Annotated in this window: 19 protein-coding genes; 7 read left to right on the top strand and 12 right to left on the bottom strand. The window is 41.7% G+C overall.

What is annotated here, in order from left to right:
- Positions 1–15: 15 nt before the first annotated feature.
- From M0L20_RS28720 to M0L20_RS28695, 6 genes are read left to right on the top strand one after another with little or no spacing between them, the layout of a single operon-like run.
- Positions 16–300 (top strand): hypothetical protein, encoded by a 285-nt coding sequence (locus tag M0L20_RS28720; RefSeq protein WP_248480670.1) that lies wholly within the window; start codon positions 16–18, stop codon positions 298–300.
- 48 nt (positions 301–348) lie between these two features.
- Positions 349–741 (top strand): HNH endonuclease, encoded by a 393-nt coding sequence (locus M0L20_RS28715; protein ID WP_248480668.1) that lies wholly within the window; start codon positions 349–351, stop codon positions 739–741.
- A gap of 18 nt (positions 742–759) precedes the next feature.
- A complete protein-coding gene (locus M0L20_RS28710; protein WP_248480665.1) occupies positions 760–1,470 on the top strand; it encodes a hypothetical protein in 711 nt (236 codons plus the stop codon).
- A 53-nt stretch (positions 1,471–1,523) separates the two neighbouring features.
- Positions 1,524–1,709: a hypothetical protein gene (locus M0L20_RS28705; RefSeq protein WP_248480663.1), complete on the top strand. Its 186-nt coding sequence runs from the start codon at positions 1,524–1,526 to the stop codon at positions 1,707–1,709.
- A gap of 4 nt (positions 1,710–1,713) precedes the next feature.
- Positions 1,714–2,184: a putative molybdenum carrier protein gene (locus tag M0L20_RS28700; RefSeq protein WP_248480661.1), complete on the top strand. Its 471-nt coding sequence runs from the start codon at positions 1,714–1,716 to the stop codon at positions 2,182–2,184.
- 8 nt (positions 2,185–2,192) lie between these two features.
- A complete protein-coding gene (locus M0L20_RS28695; RefSeq protein ID WP_248480660.1) occupies positions 2,193–2,855 on the top strand; it encodes a hypothetical protein in 663 nt (220 codons plus the stop codon).
- Positions 2,856–2,887: 32 nt separating this feature from the next.
- Here the strand turns inward: M0L20_RS28695 and M0L20_RS28690 are convergent, their stop codons facing one another.
- Both M0L20_RS28690 and M0L20_RS28685 read right to left on the bottom strand, forming a co-directional pair.
- Positions 2,888–3,286, bottom strand: a complete 399-nt coding sequence (locus M0L20_RS28690; protein WP_248480659.1) for a T9SS type A sorting domain-containing protein — start codon at positions 3,284–3,286, stop codon at positions 2,888–2,890.
- Positions 3,287–4,803: 1,517 nt separating this feature from the next.
- Positions 4,804–5,256, bottom strand: a complete 453-nt coding sequence (locus M0L20_RS28685; RefSeq protein WP_248480658.1) for a hypothetical protein — start codon at positions 5,254–5,256, stop codon at positions 4,804–4,806.
- Between the two features lie 179 nt (positions 5,257–5,435).
- Between M0L20_RS28685 and M0L20_RS28680 the strand changes: the two genes are divergently transcribed.
- Positions 5,436–5,795 carry a hypothetical protein gene (locus tag M0L20_RS28680; RefSeq protein WP_248480657.1) on the top strand — a complete coding sequence of 120 codons (360 nt, stop codon included), beginning with the start codon at positions 5,436–5,438 and terminating at the stop codon, positions 5,793–5,795.
- A 69-nt stretch (positions 5,796–5,864) separates the two neighbouring features.
- Here the strand turns inward: M0L20_RS28680 and M0L20_RS28675 are convergent, their stop codons facing one another.
- From M0L20_RS28675 to M0L20_RS28630, 10 genes are all read right to left on the bottom strand, one after another.
- Positions 5,865–6,353, bottom strand: a complete 489-nt coding sequence (locus tag M0L20_RS28675) for a hypothetical protein (protein ID WP_248480656.1) — start codon at positions 6,351–6,353, stop codon at positions 5,865–5,867.
- Between the two features lie 771 nt (positions 6,354–7,124).
- On the bottom strand, positions 7,125–7,574 hold the full coding sequence (locus M0L20_RS28670) for an SMI1/KNR4 family protein (RefSeq protein WP_248480655.1): 450 nt from the start codon (positions 7,572–7,574) through the stop codon (positions 7,125–7,127).
- Positions 7,575–7,728: 154 nt separating this feature from the next.
- Positions 7,729–8,079 carry a hypothetical protein gene (locus M0L20_RS28665; protein ID WP_248480654.1) on the bottom strand — a complete coding sequence of 117 codons (351 nt, stop codon included), beginning with the start codon at positions 8,077–8,079 and terminating at the stop codon, positions 7,729–7,731.
- A 902-nt stretch (positions 8,080–8,981) separates the two neighbouring features.
- Positions 8,982–9,545 carry a hypothetical protein gene (locus M0L20_RS28660; protein ID WP_248480653.1) on the bottom strand — a complete coding sequence of 188 codons (564 nt, stop codon included), beginning with the start codon at positions 9,543–9,545 and terminating at the stop codon, positions 8,982–8,984.
- A gap of 137 nt (positions 9,546–9,682) precedes the next feature.
- Positions 9,683–10,114 (bottom strand): hypothetical protein, encoded by a 432-nt coding sequence (locus M0L20_RS28655; protein ID WP_248480651.1) that lies wholly within the window; start codon positions 10,112–10,114, stop codon positions 9,683–9,685.
- Between the two features lie 796 nt (positions 10,115–10,910).
- Complete coding sequence (locus M0L20_RS28650; RefSeq protein ID WP_248480649.1) at positions 10,911–11,978, bottom strand: replication initiation protein; 1,068 nt, start codon at positions 11,976–11,978, stop codon at positions 10,911–10,913.
- 645 nt (positions 11,979–12,623) lie between these two features.
- Positions 12,624–13,550, bottom strand: a complete 927-nt coding sequence (locus M0L20_RS28645; protein WP_232564150.1) for a replication initiation protein — start codon at positions 13,548–13,550, stop codon at positions 12,624–12,626.
- 638 nt (positions 13,551–14,188) lie between these two features.
- Positions 14,189–14,587, bottom strand: a complete 399-nt coding sequence (locus tag M0L20_RS28640) for a hypothetical protein (protein WP_248480647.1) — start codon at positions 14,585–14,587, stop codon at positions 14,189–14,191.
- Between the two features lie 7 nt (positions 14,588–14,594).
- Positions 14,595–15,146: a hypothetical protein gene (locus tag M0L20_RS28635; protein WP_248480645.1), complete on the bottom strand. Its 552-nt coding sequence runs from the start codon at positions 15,144–15,146 to the stop codon at positions 14,595–14,597.
- Positions 15,147–15,176: 30 nt separating this feature from the next.
- On the bottom strand, positions 15,177–15,608 hold the full coding sequence (locus tag M0L20_RS28630) for a hypothetical protein (RefSeq protein ID WP_248480643.1): 432 nt from the start codon (positions 15,606–15,608) through the stop codon (positions 15,177–15,179).
- Positions 15,609–15,765: the final 157 nt, after the last annotated feature.

Here is a 15,765-nt window from a genome sequence, read left to right as displayed (position 1 = left end):
GTATCCCAACACAACATGAGGAATCCAGCCTGGCAACGCGATGAGCTTATCCTTGCCTTGGATGTTTACTTTCGGGAAAGTTATAATAAGCTTGGCCCTACCCACCCCACGATCAAAGAACTGAGTTATATCCTCAACCGACTACCGATCTTTTCTACCGAGCTACGCAACCAGACGTTTCGCAATCCCGATGGGGTTTACATGAAACTGGGTAACTTCTTAGCAATTGACCCGGACGATGCGCGAAGAGGCCTACCTAGTTACGGTAAGCTGGACGAGCTTGTTTTTCGGGAGTTTTAAGCGGATCGAAACCGGCTTCATCAGTTAGCCTCAGTAATTCGTGAGGGCGTGCAAAATGAAACAGTGCTCAACGAAATAGCGTCAATTGAGGATACCGACGACGACGCCTATTCTGCTAAAGAAGGAACCGTTTTGCTTAAATGGCACAAATACCGCGAACGAAACCGGAAACTGGTGCAGAAAAAGAAAGAGTCTGTGTTAAAAAAAGAAGGGCATTTAGCCTGTCAAGTATGCGGCTTTCGGTATGATCGGGTGTATGGCTCGTTGGGTAATGGCTATATCGAATGTCACCATGTTCGACCTGTGCATCTGATGAAACCTGATGAACGAACCACGCTGAATGACTTGGCGTTGGTCTGCGCCAATTGCCACCGGATGTTACACCGAGACTTGACCCTAAGCCTAGAGGAATTGAAACGTAAATTGAAACAGGAAATCTAAAAACAGTCAACCTTTTCCATGAATGTAACGGCACTCAATCAACAACTTAAAACCATATACGAGCCTTACTTAGCGCATCTATACAGTCAGGAATGGCCTGCTGACGTATCAGCTCCCTTACTAATGCATGTATTTGAGGATTGGGCACGGATGCAAAGAAAAGTCTTGTTTGTTGGTCAGGAGACGCATGGCTGGAATTACTTGGCCACAGGGCCAACCGTCGAAACGCTACAGAATATGTATTCTAGTTTTGACTTGGGCAAACACGCTGATTACGGAGATGGCAAGAAACCACGCTATCTGCGGAGTCCGTTTTGGAATTTTTGCCGCTCCTGCTTCCATCGACTAAATTCAGATCCTGGCGTGGAAAGGAAAACGAGCGGGTTCTTATGGACCAATATTTCCAAATTTGATAGTAACAGTACCACGCCCCATCCTGATCTTCAAGAGCGGAACCGGCCAGGGTTTGAGCTACTTAAACAGGAACTAGCCATCAGTCAACCGGACGTGGTTGTCTTTCTTACTGGTACGAAGTATGATTCCTGGCTAGATCAACTATTTATGTTGGAACGGGAGTCTATTTTGGGCGACGGCTTGCTGAGCGTGCTGCATGATTCGACGGGACTATTACCCCGGTTGAGTTTCCAGACCAAACATCCCCGAACGCTCAGTATGCAGAAGAAATATTATGTTGTGCTAAATAAAATTGTAGAACGTTCACTCGGCTAGTTAAACGCTTCCTGACGATTGATTATACTTGATGCTATATCAACCTTAAATCCATGAATTCACTGGCCCATGTGCAGCGTAACCGCCGACTGATACTAATGATCCTGCTGGTGTTGCTCGGCTTTGCCGCAGGTTTTGTCTGGGGAAACCAGTACGGCTACGGCCAAGGCAAACTGGACACTGTTAAAGCCATTGAAAAGCGGTTCAATGCTCCAGAGCCGACCGCTCCCCGGATCTAGTGAAATGATAGAAACCTACAAACTTCATCGTATCATTTCCGGAGGCCAGACTGGTATCGACCAGCTGGGCCTTACTGTAGCTCAATCACTCGGTATTCCTACCGGGGGTACGGCTCCTAAAGGCTACCTGACCGAGAACGGACCCGACGAGCAGTTACGAGATTACGGTTTGGTTGAACATAGCTCGGCTAAGTATCCGCCCCGAACGCGCGCTAACGTGCAGCAGTCCGACGGAACACTACTGTTTGGAAGCTTAACCGGGGGCACTCAATTGACACTGAATGTTTGTATTAAGGAAGGGAAGCCGTATAGCTTAAATCCAGACGCGGATCAGTTGCGGACCTGGCTCATAGACAATCAGATTCGGGTACTCAACGTGGCCGGAAGCCGGGGGAGTAACCTGTCCATTGAGCAGCTTGAGCACTACCGGAAGGTACTAACTGATGCGTTGACCGGTTTCGTTAAATTGGGCTGATAAATCGTATGGACAATAAAGATGAACCACGACCAAACGACACCCCTGGTGACTACCCGGCGCTGAACGTAAGCCCGAAAACAGGGGAGGAGCCATTTTTACAGAATGGGCAACCACTACCAATCAGGCTGCTTGACTTCTGGCGGTGGTCGGCTTCGGATCTGGCCAGCAATGCCCTGCGCGGGCGACTGGCTGAGTACATCGTTGCGCAGGTACTAGGCATTAGGGCTACTGTGCGGGTTGAATGGGATGCCTACGATCTGCTGACTTCGCGTGGTATTCGGGTAGAGGTTAAATCAGCGGCCTATCTGCAATCCTGGTATCACAAGAAGCTATCGGCTATCAAGTTCAGCATCCGCCCCACCCTGGGCTGGAATGCCGGGTTAAACGCGTATGAGACCGAGCTGAAACGCCAAGCCGATGTGTACGTGTTCTGTCTACTGGCCCATAGGGATAAAGCAACGCTGGACCCGCTGAACCTGGATCAGTGGGTGTTCTATGTGCTGGCTACCCCTGTGTTGAGCAAGGCTTGTGGCAGTCAGAAAACGATTACATTGACCCGGCTTCAGCAACTTGGTGCGTTACGGGTACCGCTTGAGGAACTGGCAGCCGTGCTGGACCGGATCGCCTTTACTCAAAACGAACCGGGTTCAGCCCACTCAGCAGAGTAGCTGAACCCGGTTCGTTTGGCTATTTTTCCAGATTAGTTGAGGACCACCAGCCGGTTTGGCGTACTGGGCTGCTGGCTGCCCAGCGTGACCGTCTGCGTGGTGGTGTCTACCCCGTTGGAAATCTCCAGCTGATAAGCTCCGTCGGGCAGCTGATCCATATCCAGACTCAGCCGGGCTGTCTTTTCTTTCCTGGTCAGGTGCTGGGTATACAAGACCTTACCGTTTATGTTTTTGAGCTTTATATCGACTGCACCTGTTGTTTCTTTATCCAGGTTGATGTGGAGCTTACCGGCAGTACTGGTGTAGATACCGGTTTTGTAGGTAGCAACTGATGCAGGGCGTTTATCGGGGTTGGTTTTAGCCAGGGAAGCCGAAACAGTAACCAGGGTCAGCGTGCAGGCTAAGATCAGGGAGTTGAGGAGGGTTTTCATGGTATGTAGGGTTTGGGTTCTAGTTTTCGTTTTCTGTCGGATTATTCCCGATTGATGAGTCAAAGGTATAGGCTATAGATGGTACTATGCATAGCAAACTACCGGAGCGGTTGGGTGGTCTGATGAGTGGTAAAAAGCAAGGATCACTGAAGAAATGATGCACAAAGACGCAGAGCCGGCCTCCGGAGAGTATATCCAGCGAGCAGGGTTATGATTCCTAATTAGAAGAGATGAATAAAGCAGGATTCCGAAGCTGTGATACTGCCTTTGTAACAGAGGCCGAGCAGGGGTAATTTAGCTAGCGAGGTTTAAATAACATTGTACTTTTCTCTGTCAAGTTGTATAAGAGTTCTTATGTTAAGAAACTTTTCCAAGATCAAACACCCTGTACAAGCCCTTAAGACAGGCTAGATTGTCCGTTGGAAAGGGAAGGCAAAAGGTCAGTATTAGGTTAGTAAAATATTAGTAGATTGGCCTATGAGTAGAGTGTCCATGAGCATGGCTTCTAAGTTACCTTAACCTCACTTGTAGAGCGAATCTAGATAGTAGTTGAAATATGCAGAGCCGATTAAAATTCCTGCTTGTATCAGTTAGACCCATACTAATTGGTATTGCATTGATTGTTCTGATAATAGGGGCTTATTTAATCCAAGAATACAAAAAGGAAAGCTTAATTGAGGAATGCCCACGATATACAATTGCTTACAGTACTACTGTCAGCAGAAGAGAGGTCAACTATAGGTACACCTTTTTAAATCAATCCTTCAACGGTACTTGGACTGTTAATCCTCGAAGTTTCAGTGAATTTATTAGCTTTAATTTGTACCCGAAAGACTTCATTAACCAAAGATTTTTAATACGAGTTAACTGTAACAAACCGGACGTGAGCGAAATAGATTGGACACACTCAGTGCCTACAAATGTTGAAAAGGCTCCTGAAGCAGGATGGACGGTTATTCCTAAAGATTTTCCCAAAACCAGGTTCTCAGATTAACATAACAGCACTTATATAACAATTACATGGGCCAGAATCTAAAGTCTAGATGGAGATCTACAGAGATTCTTTTTAATCCTGTATACATGATAATTATTATTTTGAGTAGCCTATTTAACTGCTTTTTTGCAAGATTCTTTTTTCTTGGCTCGATGGAAACTATTCAGGACATGATTAAAGAGGATGGCTTACTACTCATATTCGTAAATCGATTTATGGCCTTTTCATTATTTGGTAGCCTTCTCTCTTTAGGACTAGCAATAGTTAGTTGTTTAATCGTCATACTTAGTCAGCAAAAAGATTGGTTTGAGCCTAGGTACGTTTTTGGAGCCGCTTTTATTTGCCATCTATTTAGTGCACTTACTGGTAGTCTCCTTTTCACTACATCACTTTTAGATTAAACAAAGAATTCTCGAGAGGTTAGTAATACTCTTTTATGAGTTTATTTTCTTAACATAAGAATAATTATAAAATAAATGTAGGAATAATGCTGGACTACAATAACGCAGAAATTCGTATTTTTCTAATCCGTACTCCAATCAACGTCTATTTCGTTAGACCAATTTTGAATATATTCTTCACTCAAGACATATACACTAATAGAAATAGATACCTTTAAGTTTGCTATTCTGCTTAATAAATCTTTGCTGAGAATCTCAAAATTGCATTGTCCACCATCAAAATATATTTCTAAAAAAAATGAGAAATCTTCAGCTCCTTTTTTAATAAATAATGAATGATTTTCCTCTAGAAAATCAACAAAATACTTTTCATATCTCGCGACATAGTTTTGAGTGGCAAAGTTTTTTACATACCAAAACAACGCGTTACCAAAATTATAAGTACCGTCTCTGTTCTCAAATTTATCATTGGGTCTGTTAGATGACTTTAGGATAAAATTGCCAACCATCTCATTAACAACACTTTCAGGAAAGAAATTATCGCCTGAAACAGAGAGACCAATTTTGTATATCATTCGTGTTTTTATTTCTTGGATATGCCATAAAAATAGTTCTATTTCTGGACACGTAAAACTTTTTAAATAATTTACACATTTCTAAGTTATAATATATAATTACACTTATGTAAAGAGATTAAAGTCAAATATTGACTAAACTATTCATTATCTAAATTCCTTGAAATTTACAAATGAGAATGGCCACTAAAGTATTTCCTGATGACTATGAGTTAATAAGTTTTTTCGAGGTAGAACCTGAGGTATTAGATGCAGAGATACCTTGGTTTTACAACACTGTTACTTTTCAAAAGCAGTATGCTGACGAACTGTTATACTGTACATTTTCGCCATCTTATGGGGATATTGATTTAACGTTAGTACGTGGTCAAAAGGCAAAAATCACTCTCAATCTACACAATATTGACAGTATCGAAGTTTTGAAGGGTCCCAACGGTGAGCATCTTAAAGCAACTTTTCATCCAGACACTTCTTTAAACGACTTTCTTCTTACTCTTAAACCAGAGGTCAGTATTATTTGGGGAATGTCTCTTGAGTAGTTGGAACTGTTGTATAAGTGCCGTGGGTGTTGCAAAAGTTTGAGTCGGTATCCCGAGGATCTAGCAGGGTTAAGCTGATACAAACCAAGGCATCATTTTATCTGAGTAATACTCGTCTATGCTATTAAAATCGCCATTTTGATAGCATTTTTGCACATAGTCAAAGGCTTTTTTAGACTCCTTATTCTGTTGATTTTTTAGAAACTCAAGCGTCTGAATAACACCTGCAAATGGCACTAATTGAATGTCCAACCCACAGTAGGTATCAAAGTCTGTATTCTTTGTTTCCCATATGGTTAAACTATCTTCAACTTGTTGATGGAGTCCCACTAGATAACAGGCAAGCATTAAATCTTCAGTAGGCATTTCACCATTTGGTTTTTGGCGGATGACGACAAAGGCATTCAAAAGAGCTATAGCAAATTCTCTATAGTTATGTTCTCTAAAGTAATTTACGAGGTCAATTCGTAAGACACTGTTATTTTGAATTGAATCAATTACTTCGTCAGAGATAGTCTTGTCTTTTTGAAAGTATCCAAGTATTGTGTTAACATCCATGTGACTTTGTCGCATTTAGCTCCGCTAATGTATCATTACTAAGTCTATTGCAACACAGATAGATTGAAGTTTAAATTTTCAAGACGAGTTTTGCAACAGCCACGCCACTTATATAACAAAATACGAATTGTTAACATGTGTACAAAGATGCTCATATGCCTTTTTATCAAGTACTCTTAACATAGTGTAGAATTAGTTCTGAATATGTTTCAACCTTTTGAGGAAGGATGAATAGTCACTGGAGTGTATAGTATTTCCATTAATTTTTAATATTTTGTTATCGAAGTGAATTTTGATCCACCTGAGTCGATAAAATCTCGAGCTAAAAGTTACCACAACAAAAAGATTTCCTATCCTGTTTGGCATATTCTTATCTATAATTTCAATTCCGTTTAATTGGCTTAAATCGTACGAGCGTGGAAATAAACCAAACATATAATGTGTTGTTAGCTGATCATTGTTGATAGCATACTGTCTCGTTGAAAAGAACGATAAGGCCAAAAGCAGTAGAGGGAACCATCCGAAAAACATACACAGACCAATTGTTGATTGGAAAGGATTTCCAGGATAAGCATCTCTATTAAAATAAGGAGAAAATAAGCATACAGAAAACAACAAAGCTGAAATAAATAAGCCTCTTGATAACTGATAGTTTACTCTAAATTTCATTTTATTTATAAGAGAAGATTTGTCTATCTCTGCCATCACCTTAAAAATCACATAATATAAAGTTAGTTATACGACATAGCTAAGATTAGTACAATTTATAAGCTATTGAAGACTTTTTAGGAATTCACCAAAATTAATTGCAACTAAGAACAAGTTGTTCCGAGTTGGATTTCCTTGTGCATCTTCATTTTCTACTTCATGATCATAGAAATAAATTCTACCATAATTTTCCCTTTGATTCGCATCTAGGCAAATATAGTTTCCTCCAGGATCCTCCCCGATAGGAATAATTCCTGGTGGAAATCTATCTTCGTAATAATCTAGCTGATAGTTAAGATTAAGAAAATCCTTGTCGAGAGATAATCCAAAAAAAAGATCAATGGAGTCGAAGCCTTGTAGCCTGTTTATTAGAAATCTATTTTTTAAAGGTATTCCCCCGTTATAAACAAGTAAGAATGATTCATAGTCGGTAGGAAGTTTAAAGTTTATTTTTTCTTCAAACTCTTTAATACTTTTATGGGTAGTTCTTCCAAACTCCATTTTAAATTCCATATGCTATTCTTAAAAAAACACAATCGAAATTTACAGTATTACTAGATTTATTTGCACTTATTTTAGGGGGGTGTATAACTAAGATTGTGTAAAGGGAATAATTTTATAAGGTGGATACAATATGTATCAAGGTGCATCATAGAATAATCTGAAACTAGCGCAGTGAAATAGTCTCTATTGATAAAGAATAATTACGGTCGCCGACTAAATACATTGGCAACTCTTTGTAGTACTCATAGTACCGACCACTGAAGCAAACCTGTAGTCCATTTTGCTGATACTTTGCATCCGGCGCGCAGAGATAGCCTACATCATGGGAATCCATGCTATTCGGAACTCTAATTATATACTTAGTTTGTATAGAGTCATAGTAAACACTGCCAATTGCATCATCCACTCGTTTAACAAACTTTCCTCCCTCAGCACAATCAGCAGGAGTATCTTTCTCACAACTAAAAAGTGAGATAGGTATACAAAATAGCAGTAGGAAGTAGAAGCGTTTCATAAACGACGTTGTCTTTTAACCACGACGCTTTTTAACCAATAAGGGTTGGAATTGCTGTTATATAAGTGCGGTGGCTATTGCAAAAGTCTATTGGTCTTTGGTCAGTCTTACTAGTTGAGCCATATTCGACCCTATTTTGCTTCGAAAACAGGGGACTGACAAGGGCGATTCAGGTCTGTATCGACTTTTGCAACAGCCACTGCGTTTATGTTAATGAATATATCTTAGAAACAGGAGCATCTGTCCCAATAAGCCAAATTACTTTCGTCTAATTTCAGTGACTTCAAGACGTGAATGGTAATTCCAGTCGCCATAGCCACAAGGGCCCCGCAGCTTACCACTCACCTCAACTGTATCAACCTCGTTGACTTTGCCCTGAATAAAGTCAGGATTACAGTAGATTGCTGTGTAGAGCTGCCAGCCCTGTTGGAGGTGTTCAGGATCTAGAATAGTAATCAGAGTTTTGTTATGGATAGCTAAGGCGTGATCTACTACCTTAAGCGGTTCCCCTTGACAATCACATCCCAGCTTAATGGCCGGGTCTTCTTTGCTTTCACAGGAGTTTACTAATGCTAGCAAAGACGTTAATGAGACCAAAAGTAGTAGGGTTTTCATCATTTATTAAATTATCCCTTATACGATTCAAAAGGCTTTATCATAGTTGGAAAGCCAAAGAAATCTGTTGTATAAGTGGCGTGGCTGTTGCGAAAGTCTGAAGGGTGCTGATTCAACTGGATGCATAAGCCTTAATTGGGCGACTTTTACGCTCACATGTAGCCCTTGAAACGGGAGATTCTGATCAGCACCGACTTTTGCAACAGCCACTATTTTTATATTAATAAATAAACCTTTATCTACAACTATAACTTGAATTGTAGGCTATCAGAATTTTACAATTTAGGCTAGTCTGAAATTGACGGTATTTTCGTCCCAGCTAAAGCTAATAATTCAGGGGTTATTGTAATATTGATTGAGTTTGAAACCACATCGTGAGTAGCTGTTTTGAAGCGTACTCGATAAGGAACCTGCTGAGAGCCATGCCGTATTGGATTCTCTATCTCAAGGTAAATGTAATGATTAGACTTAAGGGACATAGTCCAATAGCTGTTGCCACAGGAAGCGTCTATATTTGCTTGAAGTAGCTTCCATTTACCGTCCACATATACTTCACTGGTTATTCCTCCAACGGTGGCATCTTGCCTAGGAAGGGATAGCTCTTTCGTTGTGCTGTTAACTAAATAGAGCTTAATGTAAGCGTTTCCGTTTTCACGCTCGACAAACGCGTTAGTTTGAGGAATCAGTATTTCAATCTTTCCTTTTTTAGCTTTTAAAACCGTTGGGAGATTATTTGTAGCTAGTTGTTTATTGTCGAACTTATGATCTTCGCCACTAGCCCAGGTACTGGCATACCTTTCATAGACAGGGGTTGTCTGTGCTTTACTGAAATGGCTAGTTCCAATTAGCATAAGGACATATAAAGCTGATACCTTTCTATTTCGCATCGTTCTTATCTGTTATATAAGTGCCATTGTATTATTCGATTTTATAAGGAAAAGTAGCATTCTGACCACAGGGGTTATTAACAGAAAAATCTAGTTAGTCACTATTCGGCTATAACCTGAATAGCATCCTTTCTGGAGCTCACTTTCTCATTAAACTCCCAAGGCTCTACCTCTCCAAAGCTGATATTAGGATTCTCCTTTGTGTGAAAGGTAAAACTTCCGGTGGCTGGATAGAAAGTTACCTTGTCGCCATCGCAGACAACCCATAACTCTAAGATCGCATCTATACCAGCCATCCGTTCGCTGATAATGCAATTCGTATCGGGCAGGGACGGTTTAGTATGGATACCATAGGCATACGCAAAACCTCGATAAAACGGATTACTGTATTCAATTTCTGTAATTGAAGCGTTAGGACATCCTTTAGGTTTTATGACTCTGTGCTTGTAGGTAGTTGGCTGTAACAAGCCGATTACAATTACTACTCCGACTAGTATTACCAGTCCTACATAAAATTGTAAAACTCGCTTCATTGCTGTTGTATAAGTGGCAATATGTTAACCTATCGTTGTAATAATAACTATCGAACAAAATCTGTTTCCTCGCTTTTGTAGCTGGCTATATAGTCGATCAGGTCTTTAACTTCTTTTTCGGTCAGGGTAGGAAAACCAGGCATTAAAACAGGAGCAAATGCTTTAACCATATGGTTCGCGTAAACATCACCTGATTTAAGCACCGCCGAGGGGTTTTTGATCCATTTTATGAGCCAAGCTCGATCAGGTACCCGCTCAGCTACCCTAACAAGCCAGGCCCGACAACTCGAGCAACTGATATTTCATGACATGTCTCGCAATTGGTAGCAAAGAGCAATTTACCTTTTTTCAAGGCAGGCGTTAGAACCGCAACAGACTTCACTGTTTGGATAGGGTAATCTATAATTTGAGGCTCAGTAGACGCTACTGGCTCGCTTGACATAATCAGACAGATTAAGCCGACTAAGAGTAAAGCAAAGCTTAGACTAACTAGCCCAATCAGCCACTTTAGAGCAGCAATAAGCAAACCAATTTGGGAAAAGATCATATGACATAAAAGTTACGCCCATCTGTTGTATAACCTATGTTATGTAAAGTAATACAAGTTGTAAGACAAAATTTATCTTCTTTCTTACAACTGTAAGACAATTTACTTCTAATACTATTCATTCAGCTACCTGATTTCCTGTGCCAATCAACATGAACTTGGGTTCCATTTTTGATGGCGTATGACTGGTGTTACGAAAGAGATTGGCAAACCAGCGCCTATCGACTGTGCAAAAGGGTCCTTTTGTTGTTACTTAAGCTTATCAATCGCATCGGTCAGCAGATTCTTTACTGTCCTGGGTTGCCCTTTTCGGCCTGGTGCCGCTTTCTCAGCCGGTTCCGTGTTTGCTTTTGCTTTGCCGAAGCCAAGGGCCTGAGCCATGTAGGCAGTAGGGTTCTTAGCCACGCGCTTGCCGTGATGGAATTCGGTGTGCAGCCGGATAAAGATGTTCATCAGGTTCATATCTTCCAAGACCAGGTTCTGCTGCTGCCTGGTGAATGTATAGGCATGGATGAGATTACGGGCAATAGCCATGACTTCGTGGGGCTGCATGGACTGGGCGGTGCGCAGATCGGTTTCTACGTCGGTATTGATCAGGTCGTTATCAGACACTACCTCAAATCGTAGTTCGATGACGGCTTTTCCACTCTTGAGGGAAGGCGTGAAAGCAACGTGTAAGCCAACCTTGCGCGCCAGTTCCGATTGGGCAACGGTCAGGGCTTTGCGTTTGAAGTCGTAGTAATCATGTTCGGCGGGGTAGTTCAGGGCCGCACGCAGTTTGTTTACTTCGTAGGAAAACACTTTCTGTCCTCGCCCGTAGAACATCATGATGATCTCATACATACGCTGGGCGTAGATCGACGACAGCGACAGCATGAGCTTTATGCTATAGCTGGTGTAGCGTTTTCCCAATTCAATAAAGGCAGGGATCACGTCGGCAAACATGACTAGTTCCAGATACCGCTTACCGTTAATCTTTTTAGTGCGTATGCGGGGGAATGGAGTTATATAATCGAATTCGCGTCTGTTCGCTTTTGAGAAATTTTGAGGAATGATGCGTTTGCCGCTTAAGGTTTTAGCCGCTGACGATATTTTATTATGTTGATTGTTGGTCAGTTCATTATACGGGATTAGTACAGTAACATTCCGCCCCGGCCTCCATGCTTCTGCTATGTGACGCAACTGATTGATTGCCATTACAACGATCCTCTTCTCAATTTCAGTGAATTCCTGTCTGCTCTCAGTGATGGCATTAGGCTGATAATTGTTGGTACAGATCTTAAAAGCGATGTGCAACTGTTCAGATTGTTCATCCATAGAATGCAGGATTTCGTTATGAAGAAATTGATTGGTATCAAATCGACCGCTTACCGTTTAGTCAGTTTACCTTAACAGTCAGCTCGTTATAAGAAATAGACCCTGTTAAAATTTGCGATAAAACGTAGTGACTGAAAATTAAGTAAAAGTCACTAATTTATTAAGTAATATATACTTATTCGCAATAGGGTATGAGTATATTGCCTAAGTAGGATAGATAGGAAGTGAGTATATCTAGTCTCTTACTGTCGATACCGACCTCGAAGCATATAAGTCGGTTTGAAGAACTAAAATTTTACTCCAAAAGTCGGTTTACTTTATTCCAGAAGTCGGTTTTGTGCCTCTATATTTCACTCTGAAAGTCGGTATTGTTTACTCTAAAAGTCGGTTTGTTTTACTCCAAAAGTCGGTTTTCTCTTTGTAGCAATTTGACTTTCAATCAGTTGCAGGTCCCTAATCAATACAAATCAATCAAAACAAAAATATTGATAACTTTTTCAAAATTTGATCACCTGCCCACAACCTGCATTTAGGGTAAAAAAAGATCAAAAAGTAAATCAAAAGAGCGGAGGAAAATCGGTGAAGGAAGTTAGGTATAGATATTTACTTTAAAGGTAAAAGCATATACCCTCTCATATTTAGCAATTACTTCACGTTAAATACCGTAGCCGTGTAGGCACCAATATTGGCAATGGTTTCCTTGTTATTACTTAGCCGAATCTCGTAGAGTTTCTTGTAAATAAATGGTACGTCGTATTGCTCGGTTATGCGCTCGGCCTGATCAGGACGTAGCCCAAATTCTGTTGTCAGCCGGATCTGTAAGTCGGAGGGAGTAGGTGATATAGCATGGGTTCTTGTAATGGCGATGGTCCACTTGAGAATGGCTACTTTACGCCCTTCCCGCTCGGGATACATTTTTACGTGCAGGTCTGTTTTTTCATTAATCTCCTCGATTGCCTGCAACAACACCCGTCTACGAAACCCGTCCCAACTCGGATACTGTTCCTGATCGGTCTCAGGGTCGTAAAGCGCCAGACGAGTCTTTAACTCACGCACCGTAATCTTCATGAGTTTCATATGCTTCCACTGAGAAAGCATTTCGTAAATACGCTTGGTATACTTTCCTGACAGGGTTAATGCTTCTGTATGCCCAAAAGTGGTAAAACGGGTTTTAAGATTAAACAGATACGGTCTTAATGAAGGATCAATACGAATAGAGAGTGTACCTTCCTTCGTGTTATAAAGCACAGACGAAAAAGGAGCAACTTGCAGATAACCATCTTTGAGCTTAATGGTGAGAATTTTCTGCATCATGGTTTTGGTGGCCTCCCTAAGACTGGTATACATATTGGTATTTCCCTTCAGGCCCATGATATCCCGTACACGTAGCGTATACTGCTTGTCTGGGGCATCATCCGCGCCCAGCTGGGACTGCACCATGTAAAAGATATTTTTTTGCACTTCACTCATTTCATACTGTGCACTGGTAAGATCATTACCCTGGAATAGAACCTGACTACCTTCAAAGTAGGTTAGTAGCGATAGCTGGTTTTCGGGAGCCTTTTTATTCATAATTATCCACATTTAGTGCTTAAAGCTACCAAATTACAGCATTCAGAAAAAAGTGTTGTACGTACTTCGCTAACAATTTGCACGTACTTCTACAGCGTTCACTAATAATCTGTACGTGTTTAGATCGCGTTGTTACTAACAATCTGTACGTAGCTCACTAACAATCTGTACGTAGCTCACTAACAATCTGTACGTATAAGAACCATTAAGACCTTTGATTTTCAATAGATTATAAAGACCATAAAATAGTAAAGAAAAAAAATAGATGTTTCCCAAAATATTTTGATAGACCCAGTTTATAGGATAAAAAGAAGAGCTGACGCCCCGGAAACGTAGTTTGTAGCTGGAGCAATGTGGCGAAAAATCATCAAGCACTTATGAACTGCTACCGTCACTAACAATCTGTACGTGTTTACCCAGTTACGCTTTGGTCTACTCACTTACATAGCCAGATAAAAATTACACCGGCAAAGACACTTACTACGACTGTATTGAACCCAAGAATAGAGACCGAGATGACGTTTGTTAATCACAACAGGTTGGAACTGGAATAGCTGGTCAAATTGATATAATTCGTACAACAGCTATGCGAACATTCTTCTACGACTCGGCTAACTCATAAAAGGGCATTAATGATTTCAATTCGAGAAGTCCTGAAATTTAAGCCTGCCAAATGCCTCTAAGTGGGCCTTATTGCTGTTAAACACCGTTTCGGTAGAAGGAGGACTATTGACCGCTTTCATGTGACTAGCGTCTACGTACTGGCACTCTATCGTGTAATAGTTGACTATTCCTTTGTCATCGTAGCTGGGCCGCTGTTTGACGACAATGTATTTTTTGTTGTAAGCGACTGCGAACACATAACCGGGGACCAGACCGATGAACGATCCGTTACCGAGCGCATAACCCAACGTTTGCTCCTCTTCTGAATCGGTCGCTATCAGATAGTACCTGCCGACAATATGCTCCTGAACAACCAGGTCCTGACAGCTCAATAGCGTAGCCCAGAGCAACGCAGCTAACAGGTTAAATTTCATGGACTGCTTACAGATCATATCTGGCGTAACTGCCACCTTTAACTTGCCGGGTCGTCAGGTTTAACGTAAAATCAACCCATTCCTCCCCCATCGGATCATAATTTTTACCGGAAACGATTTCTCCCTCTACACGTAAATCCTGAATGCCATCCCAGGAAATCTGTCTGGATACCCATACCTGTCCTTTGGCATTAATCACCTTTATGTCTGTATAATCGGCTGCGGCTACCTGCTGACTGTCGGCTCGAACAGCCATCCTGATCCCGTAACCGAAGGTATCAATCGGCGTAATGTGATCTCTGTTCATAGTGTAGCCAGAACCACCAGCAATCACGATTATAATGTCTGTGTCTGGAAAATCGAAGACCGCGTTATACGGCGTCATTCCTGGTTTGAAGTTGGCAACCCACGTACTGCCATCCGATTTGAAAAACCGGACGACAAATCCCTGACTATAGAAATCCTGAGATCCCGACTTGTTCCGGGTAACCGGAATGTACATCGGTCCGTAAACCGGCAGGGCCTCCAGAAGTTCGTAGCGTTTCTGATTCGTGAGCATGGCTACCAGGATAGAAATGGTTTCATGGTCTTACCGGTAGAAAGGCGTTTGTTTTATGCTGGCCAGGGCTTCTCTTGTCGCGGTAGTATAGCCAGACCGAAAAGTCATTGCTGTTACGCCACTGACCCCGCAATAATAACCGACTCGTTTTCCCTCGCTATCTGTGATAGTCAGGCAAACGGTATCCCGTTTAAACTTCCAGTAGTTTTCTGTATGTGACAGTGTACACCGGTAGTAAGTGCAGTTGGTATCAGTTGAATCCTGGTGTTCGCTGGATAGTCTAAATCCCTGTTGCTGAAAATGCTTTTTGACAAGCTGGGTCAGGTTAAATGGATCAACTTCACCTTTTCGGGTCGTGTAAGGAGTGATGCGGATCTGGCGACAGTCGGAAGGATGGGGTACGAAGCTACTGGAAATCAGCATAACAAGTAGCAGCACGTACGATAGAGAGGCAGGGGGCATAGCGAATTACCTGAGATAAATACCGGTTCAGGAACGAGATAAATATAGCACAAACGTCCCGGTTGTCCAAGACCTCTGATGACCAAGTGAAGCCCAGTCTACACTTTGATTTGATAACAAATCCCCGTCCCAGTTGCAGTGTCGGCTACTACATTTC

It is taken from the genome of Spirosoma liriopis, assembly GCF_023196085.1.
GTDB classification, from domain to species: domain Bacteria; phylum Bacteroidota; class Bacteroidia; order Cytophagales; family Spirosomataceae; genus Spirosoma; species Spirosoma oryzicola.
Note: the sequence above shows the minus strand (reverse complement) of the source record. Positions and strands in the feature narration are given on the sequence as shown.

What these genes read in the sequence shown, in the direction of transcription:
- M0L20_RS28720 (WP_248480670.1), top strand. Translation starts at nt 16, where the DNA reads ATGAGGAATCCAGCCTGGCAACGCGATGAGCTTATCCTTGCCTTGGAT.
- M0L20_RS28710 (WP_248480665.1), top strand. Translation starts at nt 760, where the DNA reads ATGAATGTAACGGCACTCAATCAACAACTTAAAACCATATACGAGCCT.
- M0L20_RS28705 (WP_248480663.1), top strand. Translation starts at nt 1,524, where the DNA reads ATGAATTCACTGGCCCATGTGCAGCGTAACCGCCGACTGATACTAATG.
- M0L20_RS28700 (WP_248480661.1), top strand. Translation starts at nt 1,714, where the DNA reads ATGATAGAAACCTACAAACTTCATCGTATCATTTCCGGAGGCCAGACT.
- M0L20_RS28695 (WP_248480660.1), top strand. Translation starts at nt 2,193, where the DNA reads ATGGACAATAAAGATGAACCACGACCAAACGACACCCCTGGTGACTAC.
- M0L20_RS28690 (WP_248480659.1), bottom strand. Translation starts at nt 3,286, where the DNA reads ATGAAAACCCTCCTCAACTCCCTGATCTTAGCCTGCACGCTGACCCTG.
- M0L20_RS28685 (WP_248480658.1), bottom strand. Translation starts at nt 5,256, where the DNA reads ATGATATACAAAATTGGTCTCTCTGTTTCAGGCGATAATTTCTTTCCT.
- M0L20_RS28680 (WP_248480657.1), top strand. Translation starts at nt 5,436, where the DNA reads ATGGCCACTAAAGTATTTCCTGATGACTATGAGTTAATAAGTTTTTTC.
- M0L20_RS28675 (WP_248480656.1), bottom strand. Translation starts at nt 6,353, where the DNA reads ATGGATGTTAACACAATACTTGGATACTTTCAAAAAGACAAGACTATC.
- M0L20_RS28670 (WP_248480655.1), bottom strand. Translation starts at nt 7,574, where the DNA reads ATGGAATTTAAAATGGAGTTTGGAAGAACTACCCATAAAAGTATTAAA.
- M0L20_RS28665 (WP_248480654.1), bottom strand. Translation starts at nt 8,079, where the DNA reads ATGAAACGCTTCTACTTCCTACTGCTATTTTGTATACCTATCTCACTT.
- M0L20_RS28660 (WP_248480653.1), bottom strand. Translation starts at nt 9,545, where the DNA reads ATGCTAATTGGAACTAGCCATTTCAGTAAAGCACAGACAACCCCTGTC.
- M0L20_RS28655 (WP_248480651.1), bottom strand. Translation starts at nt 10,114, where the DNA reads ATGAAGCGAGTTTTACAATTTTATGTAGGACTGGTAATACTAGTCGGA.
- M0L20_RS28650 (WP_248480649.1), bottom strand. Translation starts at nt 11,978, where the DNA reads ATGGATGAACAATCTGAACAGTTGCACATCGCTTTTAAGATCTGTACC.
- M0L20_RS28645 (WP_232564150.1), bottom strand. Translation starts at nt 13,550, where the DNA reads ATGAATAAAAAGGCTCCCGAAAACCAGCTATCGCTACTAACCTACTTT.
- M0L20_RS28640 (WP_248480647.1), bottom strand. Translation starts at nt 14,587, where the DNA reads ATGAAATTTAACCTGTTAGCTGCGTTGCTCTGGGCTACGCTATTGAGC.
- M0L20_RS28635 (WP_248480645.1), bottom strand. Translation starts at nt 15,146, where the DNA reads ATGCTCACGAATCAGAAACGCTACGAACTTCTGGAGGCCCTGCCGGTT.
- M0L20_RS28630 (WP_248480643.1), bottom strand. Translation starts at nt 15,608, where the DNA reads ATGCCCCCTGCCTCTCTATCGTACGTGCTGCTACTTGTTATGCTGATT.